At 74.6% G+C, this 20,364-nt stretch carries 18 protein-coding genes; 10 read left to right on the top strand and 8 right to left on the bottom strand.

All coding sequences use genetic code 11. From position 1 onward, the window contains the following. Positions 1–212 precede the first annotated feature (212 nt). The 3 genes from IHE55_RS14265 (at position 213) to pspAB (ending at position 3,318) form a co-directional block, all read left to right on the top strand. Positions 213–1,121 carry an LLM class flavin-dependent oxidoreductase gene (locus tag IHE55_RS14265; protein ID WP_197989371.1) on the top strand — a complete coding sequence of 303 codons (909 nt, stop codon included), beginning with the start codon at positions 213–215 and terminating at the stop codon, positions 1,119–1,121. A 679-nt stretch (positions 1,122–1,800) separates the two neighbouring features. Further along, positions 1,801–2,703 (top strand): zinc metalloprotease HtpX, encoded by a 903-nt coding sequence (gene htpX, locus IHE55_RS14260; RefSeq protein ID WP_197989370.1) that lies wholly within the window; start codon positions 1,801–1,803, stop codon positions 2,701–2,703. 3 nt (positions 2,704–2,706) lie between these two features. Beyond that, on the top strand, positions 2,707–3,318 hold the full coding sequence (pspAB, locus tag IHE55_RS14255; protein ID WP_197989369.1) for a PspA-associated protein PspAB: 612 nt from the start codon (positions 2,707–2,709) through the stop codon (positions 3,316–3,318). 485 nt (positions 3,319–3,803) lie between these two features. Here pspAB and IHE55_RS14250 read toward each other — a convergent pair whose 3' ends face one another. Then, the gene (locus IHE55_RS14250) at positions 3,804–5,576 is read right to left on the bottom strand and encodes an SDR family oxidoreductase (RefSeq protein ID WP_197989368.1); all 1,773 of its coding nucleotides are present in this window, start codon (positions 5,574–5,576) and stop codon (positions 3,804–3,806) included. Between the two features lie 445 nt (positions 5,577–6,021). Here IHE55_RS14250 and IHE55_RS14245 point away from each other — a divergent pair, with 445 nt between their 5' ends. The 4 genes from IHE55_RS14245 (at position 6,022) to IHE55_RS14230 (ending at position 9,663) form a co-directional block, all read left to right on the top strand. Continuing rightward, positions 6,022–7,047, top strand: a complete 1,026-nt coding sequence (locus tag IHE55_RS14245) for an ABC transporter ATP-binding protein (RefSeq protein WP_197989367.1) — start codon at positions 6,022–6,024, stop codon at positions 7,045–7,047. Then, on the top strand, positions 7,044–7,928 hold the full coding sequence (locus IHE55_RS14240) for an ABC transporter permease (protein ID WP_197989366.1): 885 nt from the start codon (positions 7,044–7,046) through the stop codon (positions 7,926–7,928). Before IHE55_RS14245 ends, IHE55_RS14240 begins: the two co-directional genes overlap by 4 nt. Positions 7,929–8,001: 73 nt before the next feature. Further along, positions 8,002–8,919 carry an ABC transporter ATP-binding protein gene (locus IHE55_RS14235; RefSeq protein ID WP_197989365.1) on the top strand — a complete coding sequence of 306 codons (918 nt, stop codon included), beginning with the start codon at positions 8,002–8,004 and terminating at the stop codon, positions 8,917–8,919. 15 nt (positions 8,920–8,934) lie between these two features. Next, entirely contained in the window at positions 8,935–9,663 is a 729-nt protein-coding gene (locus IHE55_RS14230) for an ABC transporter permease subunit (RefSeq protein WP_197989364.1), read from the top strand. A gap of 199 nt (positions 9,664–9,862) precedes the next feature. On the opposite strand, the gene IHE55_RS14225 is transcribed toward IHE55_RS14230, so the two are convergent. Then, positions 9,863–10,498 (bottom strand): DJ-1/PfpI family protein, encoded by a 636-nt coding sequence (locus IHE55_RS14225; protein ID WP_197989363.1) that lies wholly within the window; start codon positions 10,496–10,498, stop codon positions 9,863–9,865. Positions 10,499–10,852: 354 nt separating this feature from the next. Between IHE55_RS14225 and IHE55_RS14220 the strand changes: the two genes are divergently transcribed. After that, positions 10,853–11,209 (top strand): MmcQ/YjbR family DNA-binding protein, encoded by a 357-nt coding sequence (locus tag IHE55_RS14220; RefSeq protein ID WP_197989362.1) that lies wholly within the window; start codon positions 10,853–10,855, stop codon positions 11,207–11,209. A gap of 217 nt (positions 11,210–11,426) precedes the next feature. Here IHE55_RS14220 and IHE55_RS14215 read toward each other — a convergent pair whose 3' ends face one another. Further along, on the bottom strand, positions 11,427–11,987 hold the full coding sequence (locus IHE55_RS14215) for a GNAT family N-acetyltransferase (protein WP_197989361.1): 561 nt from the start codon (positions 11,985–11,987) through the stop codon (positions 11,427–11,429). A 141-nt stretch (positions 11,988–12,128) separates the two neighbouring features. Here IHE55_RS14215 and IHE55_RS31250 point away from each other — a divergent pair, with 141 nt between their 5' ends. Next, positions 12,129–13,256, top strand: a complete 1,128-nt coding sequence (locus tag IHE55_RS31250; protein WP_307826658.1) for an asparaginase — start codon at positions 12,129–12,131, stop codon at positions 13,254–13,256. Between the two features lie 77 nt (positions 13,257–13,333). On the opposite strand, the gene IHE55_RS14205 is transcribed toward IHE55_RS31250, so the two are convergent. The 3 genes from IHE55_RS14205 to IHE55_RS14195 form a co-directional block, all read right to left on the bottom strand. Then, positions 13,334–13,531, bottom strand: coding sequence for a hypothetical protein (locus IHE55_RS14205; RefSeq protein ID WP_197989360.1), 198 nt, complete (start codon positions 13,529–13,531; stop codon positions 13,334–13,336). 793 nt (positions 13,532–14,324) lie between these two features. Next, complete coding sequence (locus IHE55_RS14200; protein WP_197989359.1) at positions 14,325–15,254, bottom strand: aminoglycoside phosphotransferase family protein; 930 nt, start codon at positions 15,252–15,254, stop codon at positions 14,325–14,327. A gap of 315 nt (positions 15,255–15,569) precedes the next feature. Further along, a complete protein-coding gene (locus tag IHE55_RS14195) occupies positions 15,570–16,475 on the bottom strand; it encodes a LysR family transcriptional regulator (protein ID WP_197989358.1) in 906 nt (301 codons plus the stop codon). Positions 16,476–16,995: 520 nt separating this feature from the next. On the opposite strand from IHE55_RS14195, the gene IHE55_RS14190 reads away from it, so the two are divergent. Beyond that, entirely contained in the window at positions 16,996–17,445 is a 450-nt protein-coding gene (locus IHE55_RS14190) for a phospholipase (RefSeq protein WP_197989357.1), read from the top strand. 267 nt (positions 17,446–17,712) lie between these two features. Here IHE55_RS14190 and IHE55_RS14185 read toward each other — a convergent pair whose 3' ends face one another. Continuing rightward, positions 17,713–18,510 carry an HAD family hydrolase gene (locus IHE55_RS14185; RefSeq protein ID WP_197992001.1) on the bottom strand — a complete coding sequence of 266 codons (798 nt, stop codon included), beginning with the start codon at positions 18,508–18,510 and terminating at the stop codon, positions 17,713–17,715. 383 nt (positions 18,511–18,893) lie between these two features. Further along, complete coding sequence (gene serS, locus IHE55_RS14180) at positions 18,894–20,186, bottom strand: serine--tRNA ligase (protein ID WP_197989356.1); 1,293 nt, start codon at positions 20,184–20,186, stop codon at positions 18,894–18,896. Between the last annotated feature and the right edge of the window lie 178 nt (positions 20,187–20,364).

The following is a 20,364-nucleotide window of genomic DNA, read 5'->3' as shown; positions in this document are numbered from 1 at the left end:
GCCCGGAACGCGGCCGGTCGTCTGCCGGCGTCCCGGAACCCGCCGGCGCCGGGCCCGGCCCGTCCCATCCGTCGCGTGCCGCCACCTCCGGGTCGCGCGCGGAGACGGTACCGGCCGGCCGACGCGTCCCGGCCGGTGCCCGGCCTCGCCGGCGCTGGACGGTGGGCCGCCCACCGCCACGGGGAAACCGCTCCCCGCTTACGCTCGACCGCATGCGACTGAGCACTGTGATCCTTCCTGTCCGGCGTTGGTCCCAGGGCGGCCGGGAGGTGTGGCGGAGGGCCGAGGAGCTGGGGTTCCACACCGCGTACACCTATGACCACCTCTCGTGGCGCTCCTTCCGGGACCGGCCGTGGTTCGGCGCGCTTCCCACCCTCACCGCCGCCGCCGAGGCGACCTCCCGGCTGCGGCTGGGCACCCTGGTCACCTCCCCCAACTTCCGCCATCCGGTGACGCTCGCCAAGGAACTGATCTCCCTGGACGACATCTCCGGCGGGCGCTTCACCCTGGGGATCGGAGCGGGCGGTTCCGGGTTCGACGCCTCGGCGCTGATCCGCGAGGGGGAGGCGGCGTGGACGCCGCGCGAGCGCGCCGACCGCTTCGGCGAGTTCGTGCCGCTGCTCGACCGGCTGCTCACCCACGAAGTCGTCTCCTACGAGGGTACGTACTACGTGGCTCAGGAGGTACGGAACATTCCCGGCTGCGTGCAGCGGCCCCGGCTGCCCTTCGCGGTCGCCGCGACCGGACCGCGCGGTCTCCGGCTCGCGGCCCGGTACGGCCAGGCATGGGTGACCACCGGCGACCCGAAGATCGCGGACACCGGTACCCCGGCGGAGTCGGTGGCCGCGGTGGCCCGCCAGGTCGAGGGGCTGCGGGCGGCGTGCTCGGAGACCGGACGGGACGCCGCCGAGCCGGAGAAGATCCTGCTCACGGGTTTCACCCCGGACCGCAACCGGCCGCTGGAGTCGCTGGACGCCTTCGTGGACTTCGCGGGCTCCTACGCGGAACTCGGCTTCGACGAGATCGTGATCCACTGGCCGATCCCGGACTCGGACTTCGACACCGACCTCCAGGTGTTCGAGCGGATCGCCACGGAGGGGCCGGCACAGCTGGCGGGCTGACCCCGGGCGCCGAGCCCCGGCGGGCCGCCCTCCCGGCGGGCCGCCCTCCCGGCGGACTGCCCTCCCGACGGACTGCCCTCCCGGCGGGCCGACCCGTGGGGGGCTGTCCCGAGGGCTGCCTCGGGGGGCTCAGCCCTCCGGGGGCCCCTCCCCCCCCCCGGCCCCCTGCCCCCCCGCCCCCTCCGCCCCTCCTTCCGGCTCCCCGAACCCTCCTGCCACCGCCCGGCCCCTCCACCGTTCGTCCCGCCCCGCCGGCCGCCCCCTCCGGCATCGGGCGCCGGTCTTCGTGGGGCGGCCGCGGCCGGCCTCTTCGAGGCCGTCCAGTGTCCAGTGGCCCGCGGTGGGCGCTGGCCCCGGCCGCCCCCGGGGCCCTGTCCGTCACGGGGGGGCTCCCGCAACCCGGCAGCTCCGGGCAGGCGTCGGGATCCCGGTGGGCCTCGGGGGCCCTGGTGGCACCGGCGGGGGGCGGGGCCGGCCCGACGGGCCCCCGGGTGCGGGGGCCCGGCCTCGGCCTCCCCGTTCCGCTGCCTCCCCCGCCTCGCCCCGAGCCCGGCCCCGGGCCCTCGGCCCTCCCGGTCCAGACCTCCCGACTCAGGCCCGGCGGCTCCGGGGCCGCCGCGGGGTGCCACGGCGCGGAATCGGGCAAAGGGTGCAGAATCGAGGGTGGAGGTCGGTCCTCATGGCGCGTACCCGATTCGCTCCCGACCGCGGTCTGGCGGGCCGCATGGTCGGCACGATGTTCCTCATCGGACTGCTGTACGTCGTCTTCGTCGGCGTGCTGGTGGTGCTGCTCGGCAACTCCTGGCCGCTGATCGTGCTGATCGCGGGTGCCATGTTCGTCGCGCAGTTCTGGTTCAGCGACCGGATCGCCGCCTTCAGCATGGGGGCCCGGGAGGTGACCCCGGAGCAGGCACCGGAGCTGCACGGCGCGGTGGACCGGCTGTGCGCGCTCGCCGACATGCCCAAGCCCAGGGTGGCGGTCGCCGACACCGACGTGCCCAACGCCTTCGCCACCGGACGCAACCAGCGCCGGGCGCTGGTGTGCGCCACCACCGGGCTGATGCGGCGGCTGGAGCCGGACGAACTGGAAGGCGTGCTGGCCCACGAGCTGTCCCATGTGGCCCATCGTGATGTGGCGGTGATGACCATCGCGTCGTTCCTCGGTGTGCTGGCGGGCATGATCACCCGGGTCGCGCTGTGGGGCGGGTTCACCCGGGGCAACAACCGCGACAGCAACACCGCGATCCTTATGCTGCTGATTCCGCTGGTCAGCGCGGTCGTCTACGCCATCAGCTTCCTGCTGACCCGGCTGCTGTCCCGGTACCGCGAACTGTCCGCCGACCGGGCCGCCGCGCTCCTCACCGGCCGCCCCTCGGCCCTGGCCTCGGCGCTCACCAAGGTCACCGGGCAGATGGCCCGCATCCCCACGCGTGATCTGCGGCAGGCCGAACCGTACAACGCCTTCTACTTCGCCCCGGCGCTGTCGGGCGCGAGCATGGCGCGGCTGTTCTCCTCGCACCCGACGCTGGAGCAGCGCCTGGACCAGCTCGGCCGGATCTCCGTCCAGCTGGGAAGGGGCTGAGCGGTGGGACTGTGGGACGTCATCCTCGGCCGCAGCAAGCCGGTCCGCCCCGACCTGGACCAGCTCTTCGGGCTTCCCTCGGCCGCGATCACCCTGGAAGCGGCCCTCGGACTCACCCCCACCGGTGAGGGGGCGGTCTGCTTCGCCAGTGTGGAGGGAGGCGCCTTCGAGCAACTGCGGCAGGACGTACGGGCCCTGCTGGACGCGGACACCCACCGGGGCGGCGTTCCGGTGGAGTTCAGCCGGGACACCTACGGATACACCTGGCTCCTCTCCCGTCAGCCGCCCGGTGACGCGGCGGCGCTGGTCAACGATCTGCACGCGGTCAACACCGCCCTCCAGGACGGCGGGTTCGGCCCGCAACTCCTCTGCTCGCTGATGGTCTTCCGCAGTCCCCGCCCCCAGCAGCCGGAGGCGGGGGTGGGGGAGCGGGTGCTGGCGCTGATCTACCTGTACAAGCGCGGCACCTTCTACCCCTTCGCGCCGGTGCCCGGCGGTGCGGAGCGGCGGGACAACGCGCTGGAACTCCAGGTGCGGTCGCTCCTCACGGACGACCTGCGGATCGAGCAGGACCTGTCCCGCTGGTTCCCCGTCTGGGGTGCCCCCGGCCTGTGAGGCGGCCCCCGCGCCGGCCCCACCCGGCCCCACCCGGTCCCGGCCCGCCTCGGCCCCACGCCGGCCCACCCGGCCCCCGCGTCGCATGCGGCCCGCCCGGACCCGCGCCCACCGGGCTCCGGCCCCGGCGCCGACGCGGCGCCGCCCACCCAGCCCGCCCCGGACCCGCGTCCGCCAAGACCCCGGGCCACCAAGACCCCGGCCCCTCGGACCCACTCCACCTGGGCCCGGGGCCTTCCGGTCCGGCTCCGGACCCACCTGCCCCGGCCCGGTCAGCGCGCCGGCCGCCGGCCCGGCATTCCGTGCCCGCCCGGTCCCCGCACCGTCCGTGAGCGGGCCCGGGACACGGCGTGCCGCCGGGCCGTCCCCGCCGGGTCACGCGCCCCGGCCGGTCCGCGGGGCGAGCACCCCCGGCCGGTCCGGCGCGGGGCGAGCACCCCCGGCGGCGCCCCGCCGCCCGCTCCCGGGCCCGGACGCCGTCCCGGTCAGGAGGGGAGCTGGAGCCGGGCCAGTCCCCGCAGCGCCTTGGGGGATATGCGGCCCAGCACCCGAGCGATCCGCGCCTCCGGGGTGACCGGGACCACCGCCTCGTTCCGCGCCACCGCCCGCAGCACCGCCTGGGCGACCTTCTCCGGCGGGTAGTCCCGACGGGCGTAGAGCCGGGTGGACCTCTCCCGCCGGCGCCGCTGCTCCTCCTCCGGGACACCGGTGAAGCGGGCGGTGGCGGTGATGTTGGTCCGCACGAAGCCGGGGCATATCGCGGAGACCCCGATGCCCTGGCCGGCCAGCTCGGCCCGGAGGCATTCGCTGAGCATCAGCACCGCCGCCTTGGACGTGCTGTAGGCGGGCAGCGAGCGGGAGGGCTGGTAGGCGGCGAGCGAGGCGGTGTTGACGATGTGGCCGCCCTGGCCCCGCTCGGCCATCCGCCGGCCGAAGATCCGGCACCCGTGGATGACCCCCCACAGGTTGACGTCGAGCAGGGCCCGCCAGTCCTCGGTGGTGGTGTCCATGAAGGAGCCGGCCATGCCGATCCCGGCGTTGTTCACCAGGATGTCCACCACGCCGTACTCGCCGGTGACCTTGTCGGCGAGCTTCTCCATCGCCGCCCCGTCGGAGACGTCCACGGTCTCCGCCCAGGCCCCGGGCGCGCCGAGCAGCCGCGCCAGCTCGGCGGTGCGGGCCGCGCCCTCGGTGTCGCGGTCCACCGCCACCACCCGGGCGCCCGTCTCGGCGAACGCGAGGGCGGTCGCCCGCCCAATGCCGCTGGCCGCGCCGGTGACCAGGACCAGCCGGCCGCCGAACCGGTCGGCGAACGGCTTCGCCCGGCGTGCGGCCGACGCGGCCCCGCCGCCGCCCTCCTCCCGCTCGGTGACGAACTCGGCGATCCAGTCGGCGACCTGGTCCGGCCGGGTGCGCGGCACCCAGTGCTTGGCGTCCAGCGTGCGGCGGGTGAGATCCGGCGCCCAGCGGTCGAGGTCGTCGTAGAGCCGGGGAGAGAGGAAGGAGTCACCGGTCGCGACGATCAGCTGGACCGGGGCGTGGGCGAACGCGTCCTCGCGCGGCCGGCGCAGCCGGGGGCGGACGTTGTCCCGGTACAGCCAGGCTCCGTGGGCCGCGTCCCGGGGCAGCGAGGCGGTCGGGTAGTCGTCGGAGGGCACCTTCTCCAGCCGCTCCAGCAGCGCGGGCCAGCGCCGGCCGAGCGGCCCGCGCCACAGCGCCTCCGGGAGCACCGGGGTGTGCAGCCCGTACACGTACCAGGACTTGGCGCCCTGGCCGAGCAACTGGGCCAGGGCGCGCGGGGTGGGCCGGGTGGCCCGCCGCTTGAGCCAGTGGCCGAAGTGGTCCAGGGACGGGCCGGAGATGGAGGTGAAGGAGGCGATGCGGCCCTCGGTGCGCGGCACGGTCACGAACTCCCACCCCTGCACCGAGCCCCAGTCGTGGCCGACCAGGTGCACGGGGCGGTCCGGGCTGACCGCGTCGGCCACCGCCAGGAAGTCGTCGGTGAGGCGCTCCAGCGTGAAGCCGCCGCGCAGCGGGGCGGGGGCGCTGGACCGGCCGCAGCCCCGCACGTCGTAGGCGACCACGTGGAACCGGCCGGCGAGCCGCCGGGCGACCCGGCTCCACACCTCCTTGCTGTCCGGGTAGCCGTGCACCAGCAGCACGGTCGGCGCGGCCGGATCGCCCCACTCGGCGACGCACAGCTCCACCCCGCCCGTACGGATCCGGCGCTCGGCGCCGCCCGCCGCTTCCGCCACCATGTGGCCTCCTTCCGCCGTCCGCCCGTCGTACCCGCTCATCCGCCGCTTCGCCGGCCCGTGGTGGGCCGTGCGTCCGTCACCCGGTCCATCGCCGTCCATCCCCACCACCCACCCCCGGCGGCGCCCGCGAGGGGCGCCGCGCATCCGTACCGATCAACGTGACACTGATGAATGTGGCAACCTCCGGCGGTGGCGTCAAGGGTCGCACAGCGCCTGTGGATACCGCCGGTAACGGCAGGTGGGGGTGCGTGGTGGCGCGCGGCGGGGCCGGTCGCGCCCCGGAGAGCCGGCAGGCCTGCCCGGCCAGGCGTTACCATCGGTAACCCCGGGGGTTGGGGTACGTCCCGGCGCCCTCGCCCCTACGGGTTCCTCAGCCCGGAGGAGGACGCCGAGTCCATCGTCTGGGCTGACGCGTGACGGCGTCGCGGCCCCTACGGTCGAACACGTGACTGTCATCGCCACCGAAAGCCTGAGCAAGCGGTACCCCCGGGTCACCGCTCTGGACCGGCTCTCCGTCGACATCACCCCGGGCGTCACGGGCCTGGTGGGTGCCAACGGAGCCGGCAAGTCCACGCTGATCAAGATCCTGCTGGGTCTCTCCCCCGCCACCGAGGGGAGCGCCCGGGTGCTCGGCCTGGACGTGGCCACCGAGGGCAGCGCCATCCGCGAGCGCGTCGGATACATGCCCGAACACGACTGCCTGCCGCCCGACGTCTCGGCCACCGAGTTCGTCGTCCACATGGCCCGCATGTCCGGCCTGCCGCCCAGCGCCGCGCGCGAGCGCACCGCCGACACGCTGCGCCACGTCGGCCTGTACGAGGAGCGCTACCGCCCCATCGGCGGCTACTCCACCGGCATGAAGCAGCGGGTCAAGCTCGCCCAGGCGCTGGTGCACGACCCCCGGCTGGTGCTGCTGGACGAGCCCACCAACGGACTGGACCCGGTCGGCCGGGACGAGATGCTCGGCCTGATCCGCCGGGTCCACACCGACTTCGGCATCTCGGTGCTGGTCACCTCCCACCTCCTGGGCGAACTGGAACGCACCTGCGACCACGTCGTGGTCATCGACGGCGGCAAGCTGCTGCGCTCCAGCTCCACCAAGGACTTCACCCAGGCCACCGCCGCGCTGGCGGTCGAGGTCACCGACCACGAGGACCGGCTGCTGGAGCTGCTGACCGCGGCCGGCCTGACGGTGCGCCGCGAGGGCATGTCCCTGCTGGTCCAGGCGGCGGAAGACAAGGACGGGAGCGGCCCGGGCGCGTACGACGCGGTCCGGGACGCGGTCGTGGAGCTGGGCGTGGGCCTGATCCGCATGGAGCAGCGGCGCCACCGCATAGCCGAGATCTTCCGCTCCGACGACACCACCGGCGGCCCGGGGGCCGGCCCCGGCACCACCCCGGGGCCGGCCGCGGGCCCCGGCGCCGCCCCCGACGACCCGCGCGAGCCGCAGAAGGAGGGCGTGAGCCGATGAGCAGGCCCGACGTCAATGTCATCCACAACATCGGTTACCGCCACTACGAGGGCGCCCGGCTGGGCCGCTCCTACGCCCGCCGCTCCCTGTTCACGCAGAGCCTGCGCGGGGCGTACGGACTGGGCCGCTCGGCCAGGTCGAAGGTGCTGCCGATGATCCTGCTGGCGGTGATGTGCGTGCCCGCCGTGATCCTGGTGTCGGTGGCCGTCTTCGCCAAGACCGACGAACTCCCCCTGGAGTACACCCGGTACGCCATCTACCTGCAGGCGGTCATCGGCCTCTACGTCGCCGCGCAGGCCCCCCAGGCGGTCTCCCGGGACCTGCGCTTCAAGACCGTGCCGCTGTACTTCTCCCGCCCCATCGAGACGGCCGACTACGTGCTCGCCAAGTTCGCGGCGCTGACCTGCGCGCTCTTCCTGCTCACCGGCGCGCCCGTGCTGATCCTCTACGTGGGTGCCCTGCTCGCCAAGCTGGACTTCGCCGAACAGACGGCGGGGCTGGCACAAGGACTGGTCTCCGTGGCTCTGCTCTCCCTGCTCTTCGCCGGCATCGGCCTGGTCATCGCCGCCCTCACCCCGCGCCGGGGCTTCGGCGTCGCCGCCGTCATCGCCGTGCTCACCATCACCTACGGCGCGGTGAGCGCCGTCCAGGGCACCGCCCTGGACCAGGACAGCACCGGCGCCATCGGCTGGCTCGGCCTGTTCTCGCCGATCACCCTGGTCGACGGCGTGCAGACCGCGTTCCTGGGCGCCGAATCGTCCTTCCCCGGCGGATACGGACCCGACGCCGCCACCGGAACCGTCTACCTCCTCGTCGTCCTCGGCCTGATCGCCGGCTCCTACGGTCTGCTGATGCGCCGCTACCGAAAGGCCGGGCTGTGAGCTGCCCCCGTCCCTCGTCCCCGGCCGACCCCACCGGGCCCGCCACCACCCCCCTCCCGCACGGGGAGCGCCGATGAGCATCATCCGCATCGACAACGTGTCCCGCTGGTTCGGCAACGTGGTCGCCGTCAACGACGTCAGCATGGAGATCGGACCGGGCGTGACCGGCCTGCTCGGCCCCAACGGCGCCGGGAAGTCCACGCTGATCAACATGATGGCCGGCTTCCTGCCCCCCTCCAGCGGCGCCGTCACCCTGGACTCCGAGCCCATCTGGCAGAACGAGACCGCCTACCGGAAGATCGGCCTGGTCCCCGAGCGCGAGGCCATGTACGACTTCCTCACCGGCCGGGAGTTCGTCCTGGCCAACGCCGAACTGCACGGCCTGGAGAAGCCGGTGGCCGCTGCCCGCCAGGCTCTGGCCACGGTCGAGATGGAGCACGCCGCCACCCGGAAGATCTCCACCTACAGCAAGGGCATGCGGCAGCGCGTGAAGATGGCGTCCGCCCTGGTGCACGACCCGTCGGTGCTGCTGCTCGACGAACCCTTCAACGGGATGGACCCCCGCCAGCGGATGCAGCTGATGGACCTGCTGCGACGGATGGGACAGGAGGGCCGCACGGTGCTCTTCTCCTCGCACATCCTCGAAGAGGTCGAACAGCTCGCCGCCCACATCGAGGTGGTGGTCGCCGGACGGCACGCCGCCTCGGGCGACTTCCGCAAGATCCGGCGGCTGATGACCGACCGCCCGCACCGCTACGTCGTCCGCTCCTCCGACGACCGCCGGCTCGCCGCCGCGCTGATCGCCGACCCCTCCACCGCCGGCATCGAGGTCGACGTCCGGGAGGGCGAACTGCGCGTCCAGGCGGTGGACTTCGCCCGGTTCACGGCCTTGCTGCCGCGGGTCGCCCGCGACCTGGACATCCGGCTGCTGACGGTCTCGCCGTCCGACGAGTCCCTGGAAAGCGTCTTCTCGTACCTCGTCGCGGCCTGAAAGGAGCCTTCAGCGATGTCCTCGCTCTACCACCCGACCGTCGCCCGGCTCACCTACCGGGCCCTCCTCGGCCCCCGCCGCGCGCTGCTGCTCGCCACCCTGCCGGTGCTGCTCATCGTCATCGCGGTGGCGGTACGGGCGCTGACCGGTGCCGACGACGCCACCGCGGACGGCATCCTCGGCGGCTTCGCGCTCGCCACCATGGTGCCGCTGATCGGCGTCATCGCCGGAACGGGCGCGATCAGCCCGGAGATCGACGACGGCTCGGTCATCTACCTGCTCGCCAAGCCGGTCAAGCGGCCCACCATCATCTTCACCAAGCTGATCGTCGCCATCGGCGTCACGGTGACCTTCTCCGCGGTGCCCACGTACCTCGCGGGACTGATCCTCAACGGCGACAGCCAGCGGATGGCGACCGCCTACACCGTCGCCGCGGCGGCGGCCTCCGTCGCCTACAGCGCGATATTCCTGCTGCTGGGCACGGTCACCCGGCACGCGGTGGTGGCCGGACTCGTCTACGCCCTGGTCTGGGAGTCGGTCTTCGGCAACCTGGTCGCCGGGGCCCGGACCCTCAGCGTCCAGCAGTGGGCCCTCAGCCTCGCCCAGCGGATAGCCGGCGGAGACCAGGTGACCTCCGAGGTGGCCCTGCCGACCGCCGTGGTGCTCCTCACCACGGTCACCTGCGCGGCGACCTGGTACGCGGGGCGGAAGCTGCGCTCGCTGACCGTGGCCGGGGAGGAGTGACCGCGGCGACGGGCGGGGAGGGGTGACGGCTGCGCCCGGGTCCGGGCGCCGGGGCCGGCTCCGGGAGCACCGCGGGGCAGGCCCCGCGAGAAACCGGTTCCGGGAGGAACCCGCTGCGGGACCGGCTCCGGGAGGAACCCGCTGCAGGGCCGGGTCCGGTGGACGTGCTCCGGGGTTCTCCTGGGCCGGGGAAGGGCCGTCAGCCGATGACCGCGGCCAGCGTCCTGCGGGCCGCGGCGACGATCCCCGCGGGCGCCGTCGCCGGATCGCCCGCGGCGTACGGCGGCCGCGGCTCGTACTGCATCAGCAGCTGGACGGTCTGGGCGTGCGTGGCCCCGGCGATCCGGCCGCTGAGCGCCAGCCCCATGTCGATCCCCGCCGAGACCCCGGCCGCGGTCACGTACTTCCCGTCGAAGACGTACCGGGCGTCGGTGGGCAGCGCGCCCAGGTCGCCCAGCTCCGCCAGGCCGTACCAGTGGGTGGTGGCCCGGCGGCCGGTGAGCAGTCCGGCCGCGGCCAGGATCAGCGAACCGGTGCACACCGAAGCGGTCCAGGCGGACGTGCGGTCGGCGGACCGGAGCCAGTCGAGCACGGCCGGGTTCGTCTGCTGCTCGGCGTACCGCCCGCTGCCGGGCACCAGCAGGACGTCGGGCCGCGGCACGTCGTCGAGCGCCGCCTCGACGCGGACCCGCAGGTGGCCGTTGTCGTTGCCGACCGGCCCGGGCCGCTCGGCCACGAACACCGTACTGGTTCCGGGGATATGGCTCAGTGATTCGTACGGGCCGATGGCGTCGAGCGCGGTGAACCCCTCGTAGAGCAGGATGGCGATCTGCACAGCGGAACTCCTTGGCTCGGTGGGCCTTGAGGTGCCGACTGGTGAGCGGACGGACCGGTGGTGCCGCGGGGCGGGGCGGCGGACGGGCGGACCGGTGGTGCCGCGGGGGGCGGGGCGCGGTGGCCGCCGGCCGGGTCAGGGGAACGGAAGGTCCGCGAGCACGACGGGCACCCCGGCGGGGTCCGGGCCCGGAACGCCGTCGGAGGGGACGGCGGGAATGGTCCGTGGAGACATGGCCTCCATCGTGGAACGGAGGGCCGGTGGCAGCAATGCCGGGTTGCCCTGCCTCCGCTGCGGGTGGCGGGAAGCCGACGGTGCCGGACCCGGTGTCGGTGCCCTGCATACGGTAGGGGCATGACCGATTCCGATGACGTCCGGCGCATCGCCCTGTCCCTGCCGGAGACCGTGGAGAAGGAGGCGTGGCAGATGCCCACCTTCCGGGTCGCGGGAAGGATGTTCGTGACCATCCCGGACGACGAGACCTCGTTCGCGGTGCGCTGCCCCCGGCACGAGCGGGAAGAGCTGATCGCCGCCGAGCCGGAGAAGTTCTGGGTGCCCCCGCACGAGGCGGGCTCCAACTGGGTGCGGGTACGCATCGCCGCCCTGGACGACCTGGCCGAGCTGCGTGACATCCTGGTCGATTCCTGGTCACAGGCGGCCCCGCCGGAACTGGTCGAGAAGTTCACCGGCCGGACGCCCAGTACGACCTGATCCCGGCGGTCGCCGCCCCCGGTGCGACGCGTACGCCGTCGCGTGGACCGGGCCGGCGGGTGCGGGAATGCCGCCGGAGCGGAGGGTTCACCACCGGGAACCGGGCCCTGGGTCCCGCTCCGGCCCTCGGCCTCCGGCCCCTCCGCTCCCGTTGCGGCCGGTGCGCGGGGCCCGGGGGCGGGTGCCGCGCCGGCGCCGGTCGCCGTGTCGCCGCCGCTCAGGCCCGGGCGGCGGCCTGCGCCGTCCCGTGCCGCTTCCAGTCCTCGGCGAGGAGCCCGAGCACCACCTCGTCCAGGAACTCGCCGAGCACCCAGGCGGAGGAGCGGAGCACACCCTCGCGGACGAAGCCGTTGCGCTCGGCCGAGCGCAGCATCGCGGTGTTGTCCGCCAGCGTCTCGATCTGCAGCCGGTGCAGGCCGCGCACGGTGAAGCCGTAGTGGCACAGCGTCGCGACGATGTCGGTGCCGTAGCCCTTGCCGCGGGCGTCCGGCAGCAGACCCAGCCCGATGTGGGCGGACCGGTGGTGGGTGTCGATCCCCCACAGCGTCGCGGTACCGATGAGCGTGCCGCCGGCCAGCTCCACCACGGAGAAGGGGACGTGTCCTTGCACCGTGTCGTCCACCACGAGCCGGGGGTCCTTCGAGCCGGGCGTGATCGGCCGCCACGGCTGCCCCTCGGCACGAGAGGAGTTGACCACGTCGTCGTAGAGCTCGGCCCGCAGGACCGGGATGTCGTCCTCGTGCCGGGCCCTGAGCCCGACCCTCTCGCCCTTCAGCATGCACGCTTCCTATCCGGTCAGCAGGTCGGTGGCAATCGGATATCCCCCTGCCGGCAGCCGGCCGGGGAAACAGCGCCTAGGGTGAGCGGCGGACCGGGACGACGAGGCCCCGGGACCGAGGACGAGCGAGAGGCTCAGCACGTGACGGTCGCACTGTTCACCCTCGGCGGGACCATCGCGATGGGCGGGGTCGGCAAGGGCGCTCCCGGCGGGGGCGTGGTCACCCGGCTGACCGGGGCCGACCTCACCGCCGCCGTCCCCGGGCTGGCCGGGGTCGGGGAGCCGGTCGAGGTGCACGACGTCCAGGCGGTGCCCAGCGCGAGCCTGACCTTCGGGCACGTTCTCGACCTGCTCGACAGCGCGTCGGACGCGGTGGCCGCGGGCGCCACCGGAGTGGTGGTCACCCAGGGCACCGACACCCTTGAGGAGACCGCCTTCCTCGCCGACCTGGTGTGGCCGCACCAGGCCCCGCTGGTCTTCACCGGCGCCATGCGCAACCCCACCCTGGCCGGGGCGGACGGACCGGCGAACCTGCTGGCCGCCGTCCGGGTCGCCGCCGCGCCCCAGGCGCGGGAGCTGGGCGTGCTGGTGGTCTTCAACGACGAGGTCCACGCGGCCCGTTGGGTACGGAAGACGCACAGTACGAGCACCGCGACCTTCGCCTCCCCCGACCTGGGGCCGGTCGGGCACGTCATCGAGGGGCGGGTCCGGGTGCTCGGGGTGCCGCGCCGTCCGGACCCGCTCTTCCCGCCCGCCCCGGGCGCCGCGTCGCCCTCTGGTGTCCCCTCGGCTCCGGATGTCCCCTCGGTCCCGGGCGCCGCGTCGTCGCCTGCGGGCTCGCTCTCCGCGCGGCTGCCGCGGTCCGCACCGGGTCCGGCGGTGTTCGACCGGGCGCGGCTGGCCGCCACCCGGGTCGCCCTGTACACCCTCTCCCTGGACGACGACGGCGGCGCGCTGGAGGCCCTCGCCGCCGGTCACCAGGGGCTGGTGGTCGCCGGGTTCGGGGTGGGGCACGCGCCGGCCGTGTCGGCTCCGGTCCTCGGTGGCCTGGCCGAACGCCTCCCGGTGGTGCTGACCTCGCGCTGCGGCAGCGGCTCGGTGCTGCGCGAGACGTACGGCGCGGTCGGGTCGGAGGCCGATCTGCAGCGCCGCGGGCTGATCAACGGCGGCCTGCTGGACCCGTACAAGGCGCGGGTGCTGCTCCGGCTGCTGCTGGCCTCCGGCGCCGGACGCACGGAGATCACCGAGGCGTTCGCCCGGCTCGGCTGACGCGGGCCCCGGACGCGTCCGACCCCGCGCTCCGGGCGCGGGGTCGGCTGTCCGTACCGGCCGGTGGCCGGGGGCGATCAGAACAGACGGCTGCTGTGCGGGCGCCCGAGCCCCTCGGGGTGATAGGCGGCCGGTTCGTCCGGGGTGCGGGCCTGGCGGCCCACCGCCACCGGCACGACCGGCGTGGCCGAGCTCTGTCCACGACGCGACAGCATCACTGTCATGACGACGGAAGCCAGCGCCAGGACGATCAGCGCGATCAACACTGTGGCCATGTCGTACCCCCCTTTTGTGATGTGTCCGTTCACCGTACTCCGCCCGGACGTCCGGTACCGCTGGGCGGCCGCGTCAGCTTCCGGCCAATCGGTCCGCCGGTCCCGTCCGGGCGCCCGCCAGCCGGTAACTAGCTGACGCCGGGCCGGAGTCGGGGCGAACAGGCGAACGCGCGAGCGGCTGTTCGTCGGAACGCGTGATCCAACCCGGGAAAGCTGTCGCGGTGTTCGTCAACCAGGCGATGCTGACGTTACGCGAGTGAGGGGCTGCAGACCGTCGCCGCGTCCCGGGTGCCGGGCGGCACGTCTCTTGCCGCGACCTGCCCGGGGTGGTCCCACATCGAACGTTTCACGTACAAGGAGAACCATGAACATCGTCACCAGCCTGCTCCACGGCGTCACCCACTTCCTGGGCTGGCTCGTCTGACCCGTCGGCTCGTCGGCCCCGGCTTCCGCCGGGGCGGTGGCTCGCGGGACGGTAGGTGCCTGCGCGCCACGCCGGCTCGGCCGGTGTGACCGGGCCTCCCGTCCGACGAGCCGCGCCGTGCGGCAGGCCCGCGTGCCGCGCGTGACCGGATGACCCACGGTTCCGCGCGCGCCGCGAGACGCGTACCGGCCCCGCTCCTCCTGGTTCCACGGAGGGGCGGGGCCTCGTCGTGTGCCCGGGCGGCAGCAGCCGTGTTCCGCCACCCCGGCGCCCGGACCCGCGCCCGTGGGCCGTCCCGGGCCGGGGCCGAGCCGGGCCGGGACCGTCCAGGGCCGGGGCCGTCCAGGGCCGGGGCCGTCCCGGGAGCCGTCAGTCGCCGGCGGCGGCCAGCAGCGTCCCGGCGATGACCAGGTGTTCCTCCGGCAGTTCGGGGTCCTCGTCGCGCAACTCCCACGCCGCGTTCTCCAGCACCCGGGCGAGGGTCCAGCGCAGCGCGCGCTGCCGCTCCTGGCCGGTGATCTCGGTGAGCAGGTCGAAGCGCCGGCGCACGGCGCGGGCCGTGTCCCCGGTGGCCAGGACGTCGTCCCAGCGGTTGTACAGGGCGGGCAGCAGCTCGAAGCCGGGGTCGCCGGCGAGCGGCTTGGGGTCGATGGCGAGCCAGGGGCCACGGCCGGAGCCGGGCAGTGGGGCGAGCACGTTCTCGTAGTGCAGGTCCCAGTGGAGCAGCCGGTCGCCCGGTTCGCCGCGCACCTCCCGGACCGCCGCGAGGCAGCTCTCCAGCAGCCGGCGGTGGTCCGCGTCGGCCACCCGCTCCAGCAGTCCGGGCACCTCGTCGAGGAGCGCGTCGGTGATGCCGGCCAGGGTGCGCAGCCCGTCCGGGGCCGGGGTGCCGGTCAGCCGGGCCATCAGCTCCGCGAGTTTCAGCAGGGCGGCCTGGTCGTCGGGGACGGAGGCCAGTGACCGCCGGGCGTCCAGCCGTTCCAGCAGCATGGTGCCGCTGGCCGGGTCGTGGTCCAGCAGGCGTACCGCTCCCTGGCCCGCCCAGGCGCGCAGCCCGGCCGCCTCGCCCGCCGTCTCCTCGGTGACCTGCTGGAACTTCACCGCGGCGGGGGTGCCGTCCTTGCCGGTCACCGGCAGCACCAGGGCGGCGTGGCCGTGTGCCGGGGCCCCGTCCGGACGCAGGTCCCACCGCTCCAGGAACTCCGTGATCAGCTCCGGCAGCGCGGCGATCCACTCCGGCCCGCCGGCATAGTCCTCGTAGTACGCGGCCAGTCGGCCAGGAACCTCGATGCGCGTCATGAAGGGGTGGCTCCTCGTTGCGGTGGTACCGGAACGACCTGTGAAGTCCATCCGACGTCCCGGGCCCCGGAGTCGCTCCGCCGCCCGGCCCGTCAGCCGATGGAGCGGCCCGGTGCGGTGATCTTACGGTCGGTACGGGCGCGACCGCTGCGGGTCCGCCGTACCCGCCCGAGCGGGGCCGGGGGCGGCCTCCCGGAAGCGTGCGGGAGCGACGCCCCGGGCCGCCTTCTCCGGCCTCGCGGAAGCGCCGGCGGCCGGGGCCCCGGACGCCTCGGCGGGCCCGCGGAGGCGAGGTGACCGGTGCCCCGGGCCGTCTCAGCGGGCGTCGCCGGGTGCCCGGTGGAGCGCGGCCGCGACGGTCTCCGCGAAGGCCACCGCGACCGGGCTCAGCGCGTCCCACTGGCGCACCGCCCACCCCGCGGCCAGCGGCGGCAGCCAGGGGATCGGGATCAACCGCAGATCGCGGCGCGCGGTCTCGTGCCAACCGGGCAGGGCGGGCACCACCGCGTGCCCCAGGCCGAGTTCGGCCAGCAGGATGGCGGTGTCCCAGTCGGCGACGCTGGTGGTGGAGACCGGGCCCGAGCCCTGCCGGGTGAGGTACTCGTCCAGGCGCAGCCGCGAGGTGGAGTTCTCCGGCAGCCGGATGTGGCGGATCGTGGCGAGCTGCTCCGGGCCGATCTCGGGGTGCGCCGCGAGCGGATCGTCGGCCCGCACGGCGAGCACCCAGGGCAGTTCGGTGACCGGGCGCTGCTCGACGCCCCGGACCGGCGGGCGGATGGTGATCCAGGCCAGGTCGGCGGCGTTGGCGGCGAGCGCCGCGAGGCAGGCGCGGGTGGAGTTCTCGGTCTGGAACTCCAGGTTCACGTCCGGGTGGCGGTCCCGGAAGGCCACCACCCCGGCGGACATGAAGTGCCGTACCGTCGTCGCGCCGGTGGTGACCCGCACCGTGCCGCCACCGCCCCGGCGCATGTCGCGCAGCAGCCGCAGCGCCTGGTCCAGGCCGCCCAGCCCCTCGGCCGCCGAACGGTGCAGCACCCGGCCGGCCTGGGTGGGGGAGACCCCGCGCGGCTGCCGCTCCAGCAGGGTGATGCCCAGCTCCCGCTCCAGCCGCTTGACCCGCTGGCTGACCGCCGACTGGGTGCAGCCCAGTTCCCGGGCGACGGCGCTGAGGCTGCCGGACTCGCAGACGGCGACGAACGCGCGGAGGTCATCCAAGGTCACCGCGTCACGCTACCGCCGTGGTGGGGAAGCCCCCCTCGCCGGGGGCGCCTGCGAGCGGGCCGTCCGGTGCCTCCCGGGCCGATCCCCGGGCCGATCCGGCGGCCGGGTGCCCCGGCGACCCGGCAAGGGGCGGGGCCGGCAGGACGGGCGGGTCCGACAGGACGGGACGGGTCGGACGGAGCCGATCGAGCCGATCGAGCCGATCGAGCCGATGGGCCCGTTGGGCCCGTTGGGCCGGGTGGGTCGGGTGGGTCGGGTGGGTCGGGTGGGTCGGACGGGTCCGATGGGGGCAAAGGGGCGACGGGTGGGATGTGTCCGGAAACCGGCAGGCGACCCTTCCCCTCGCGGCCGGTAGCTACGCGCGTAACTGACCTTAACGGCCTGTTCATGCCAATGACCGCCGGGAGGTTGACGTTTGTCAGGTACCCGCCGAACCCTATGGGGCATTGGCTCGTTTCCGCGCCGACTCCCCCCAGGAACCGTCAGTGTGACGGAACATCACCCACCCCGGAGGAACCGCATGCGCCGGTTGACCACCAGCCTCGCCGCCACCGCCATCACCGCCGCCGCCACGATGGCCCTGGCCTCGCCCGCGCAGGCGGCGCCCGCCGACAAGGCCCAGGTGCTGTCGAGCTGGACGCAGACCAGCTCCACCAGCTACAACGCGTGGCTCAACGCGCGTAACAACCAGGGCGCCTGGTCGGCGTACGGGTTCAACTGGAGCACCGACTACTGCAGCACCTCTCCGGACAACCCGTTCGGCTTCCCGTTCAAGCTCTCCTGCGCGCGGCACGACTTCGGCTACCGCAACTACAAGGCGATGGGCACCTTCGACGCCAACAAGTCGCGTCTGGACAGCGCCTTCTACGAGGACCTCAAGCGGGTCTGCAACCGTTACAGCGGGGCCACCCAGACCTCCTGCAACAGCACGGCGTGGACCTACTACCAGGCGGTCAAGCTCTTCGGCTGAGCCGCGCCGGCCCGTCCGCCGGCCCTCTGACCGCCGCACCGGACCGGGAGCGCCGTGCCCCGGGGCCGGGAGCACCAGGCAGGGAACGCCGGGCCGTCGCGACCTCCGGGGCATCGGGCTGCCGAGGGCCGTCGTGACCACAGGGCCGTCGACCAACCGGGCCGTCGTGGCCACCTGGCCGTGGCGCCACCGGGCCCACCGCGGCGGTACGCGGTGGGCCCGGCGCGCGGGCGGGGTCCGGGGCCGTGGCCGGCCGGGCCGTGCCGGTCAGGCCGTCCGGTACAGCCGTTCCAGCACCACCGCGATGCCGTCCTCGTCGTTGCCGGCCGTCACCTCGTCGGCCACCGCCGCGAGCCGCGGGTGGGCGCCGGCCATCGCGACCCCGTACCCGGCCCAGCGGAGCATCGGGATGTCGTTGGGCATGTCGCCGAACGCTATGGTGTCGGCCGCCTTCACCCCCAGCCGGCGGGCGGCCATGGAGAGTCCGGTCGCCTTGGTGAGGCCCAGCGGCAGCAGTTCGACGATGTCCGGGCCGGACAGGGCGACGCCGACCAGGCCCCCGGCGGCCGCGGTCGCCGCCTCGGCCAGTTCGTCGTCCCGCAGCCGCGGATGCTGGATGTAGATCTTGTTGAGGGGCGCGGACCACGCCTCGTCCGGGTCGGTGAAGGTGTGCCGGGGCAGCTCGTCGCCGGTCCGGTACCCCGGGGAGAAGAGCACCTCCCCGTCCAGCCCGTCGCGGCTCACGGCCAGCAGCAGCGGGCCGATCTCCGCCTCGATCCTGCTGATGGCCGTGGCGGCGACCTGCCGGTCGAGCGTGACCGAGGTCAGCAGCCGGTGCTCCCCGGCGTGGTACAGCTGACCGCCCTGCCCGCACACGGCGAGGCCGCGGTAGTCGAGGTCGTCCAGTATGTGGCGGGTCCAGGGCACCGAGCGGCCGGTGACCACCAGGTGCGCGGCGCCCGCGGCGGTCGCCGCCGCGAGTGCGTCCCGGGTGCGCGCGGAGATCGTCCGGTCGGAGCGGAGCAGCGTCCCGTCGAGGTCGGTCGCCACCAGCCGGTACGGCAGCGGCCCGGCGGGACGCGCGGTCCGGGCCGGCCGGGCGGTACGGGCGGCGGGGACCTCGGCCGCGGCGGTCCGGGGCGCGGGGCCGGTCACCGCGGTCGTCGCGGGTGACACCGCGGGAGCCGGGTCGGCGGTGACCGCTCCGGGGGTGGGGCGGGGCGCGGTCGTCGCCGCTGCCGGGCCGGCCGCGCCGTGCTCCGCCGCCGGCGGTTGGTCCGCCGGCGGGACCTCCGTCGAGGGCCCGGCCGCCGCAGGCGGCCGCACGGCGGACGCCTGCGCCACGGACCCTTCGCTGGCCGCGGTGCTCACCGGGGCGGTACCGGGCCCCGCGTCGTAGGGCCCGGAGCCGGCGGGGCCGGCCTCCGGGCCGCTGTCGGCGGCGGTGCTCACCGGGCGACGGGTTCCAGCAGCTCCCGGCCGCCCAGGTACGGGCGGAGGACCTCCGGCACGCGGACCGAACCGTCGGCCTGCTGGTGGTTCTCCAGGATCGCCACGATGGTCCGCGGCACCGCGCAGAGCGTGCCGTTGAGCGTGGCCAGCGGACGGACCTGCTGCTTGCCGCCGTCCGCGGCCTCGCGCATCCGCACCGCGAGGCGGCGGGCCTGGAACTCGTCGCAGTTGGAGGTCGAGGTCAGCTCGCGGTACTTGCCCTGGGTGGGGATCCACGCCTCACAGTCGAACTTCCGCGAGGCCGAGGCGCCCAGGTCGCCGGTGGCCACGTCGATCACCTGGAACGGCAGCTCCAGGCCGGTCAGCCACTGCTTCTCCCACTCCAGCAGCCGCCGGTGCTCGGCCTCGGCGTCCTCCGGCGCGACGAAGGAGAACATCTCGACCTTGTCGAACTGGTGGACCCGGAAGATGCCGCGGGTGTCCTTGCCGTACGAGCCCGCCTCGCGGCGGAAGCAGGTGGAGAACCCGGCGTACCGCAGCGGGAGTTCGTCCGCGTCGATGATCTCGTCCATGTGGTACGCGGCGAGCGGGACCTCGGAGGTGCCGACCAGGTAACGGTCGTCCTTCTCCAGGTGGTAGACGTCCTCCGAGGCCTGGCCGAGGAAGCCGGTGCCCTCCATGGCCTGCGGGCGGACCAGCGCGGGGGTCAGCATCGGCGTGAACCCGGCCGCGGTGGCCTGCGCGATGGCCGCGTTGACCAGCGCCAGCTCCAGCAGGGCGCCGACCCCGGTCAGGTAGTAGAAGCGCGAGCCGGACACCTTGGCGCCCCGCTCCACGTCGATGGCGCCCAGCGCCTGACCCAGCTCCAGGTGGTCCTTGGGCGTGAAGCCCTCGGCCTCGAAGTCGCGGATGGTGCCGTGCGTCTCCAGGACGGCGAAGTCGTCCTCACCGCCCACCGGCACGTCGGGGTGGACGAGGTTGCCCAGCCGGCGCAGCAGCGCCTGGGCCTCCGCCTCGGCCCGGTCCCGGTCGGCGTCGGCGGCCTTGACGGCGGCGGACAGCTCGCCCGCCTTCTTCAGCAGCTCGGCCTTCTCCTCCCCGGCGGCCTTGGGGATGAGCTTGCCGAGCGACTTCTGCTCGGCGCGCAGTTCGTCGAAGCGGACGCCGGATGCCCTGCGCCGCTCGTCGGCGGAGAGGAGCTCGTCGACGATGCCGACGTCCTCTCCACGGGCACGCTGGGAGGCGCGCACACGGTCAGGGTCCTCGCGGAGCAGGCGCAGGTCAATCACGACCCCAGATTACCGGCGCGGGCTCCGGCGCCACGACCGATATGCGGGCGGGCCGCCCCGTCGCCCCTCGCGGCCGGGGCGCGGCCACGGGTTCCCCGGCCGGGAGGAGGCACGGTCGCCGCCGCTCCGGGACCGGCCACGGGCGGGGGCCGCGGGCCGGGGGCCAGGGGAGAGGGAG

Source organism: Streptomyces pactum (genome assembly GCF_016031615.1).
Taxonomy (GTDB): domain Bacteria; phylum Actinomycetota; class Actinomycetes; order Streptomycetales; family Streptomycetaceae; genus Streptomyces; species Streptomyces pactus.
The sequence above is the reverse complement of the archived record's forward strand: the minus strand, read 5'-3'. Positions and strand labels throughout refer to the sequence as shown.

Coding starts and splice junctions, on each gene's coding strand:
- IHE55_RS14240 (WP_197989366.1), top strand. CDS start 7,044: ATGAGCAGGCCCGACGTCAATGTCATCCACAACATCGGTTACCGCCAC.
- IHE55_RS14215 (WP_197989361.1), bottom strand. CDS start 11,987: ATGCTGAAGGGCGAGAGGGTCGGGCTCAGGGCCCGGCACGAGGACGAC.
- IHE55_RS14250 (WP_197989368.1), bottom strand. CDS start 5,576: ATGGTGGCGGAAGCGGCGGGCGGCGCCGAGCGCCGGATCCGTACGGGC.
- IHE55_RS14205 (WP_197989360.1), bottom strand. CDS start 13,531: ATGGCCACAGTGTTGATCGCGCTGATCGTCCTGGCGCTGGCTTCCGTC.
- IHE55_RS14265 (WP_197989371.1), top strand. CDS start 213: ATGCGACTGAGCACTGTGATCCTTCCTGTCCGGCGTTGGTCCCAGGGC.
- IHE55_RS14200 (WP_197989359.1), bottom strand. CDS start 15,254: ATGACGCGCATCGAGGTTCCTGGCCGACTGGCCGCGTACTACGAGGAC.
- IHE55_RS14230 (WP_197989364.1), top strand. CDS start 8,935: ATGTCCTCGCTCTACCACCCGACCGTCGCCCGGCTCACCTACCGGGCC.
- htpX (WP_197989370.1), top strand. CDS start 1,801: ATGGCGCGTACCCGATTCGCTCCCGACCGCGGTCTGGCGGGCCGCATG.
- IHE55_RS14235 (WP_197989365.1), top strand. CDS start 8,002: ATGAGCATCATCCGCATCGACAACGTGTCCCGCTGGTTCGGCAACGTG.
- IHE55_RS14190 (WP_197989357.1), top strand. CDS start 16,996: ATGCGCCGGTTGACCACCAGCCTCGCCGCCACCGCCATCACCGCCGCC.
- IHE55_RS14220 (WP_197989362.1), top strand. CDS start 10,853: ATGACCGATTCCGATGACGTCCGGCGCATCGCCCTGTCCCTGCCGGAG.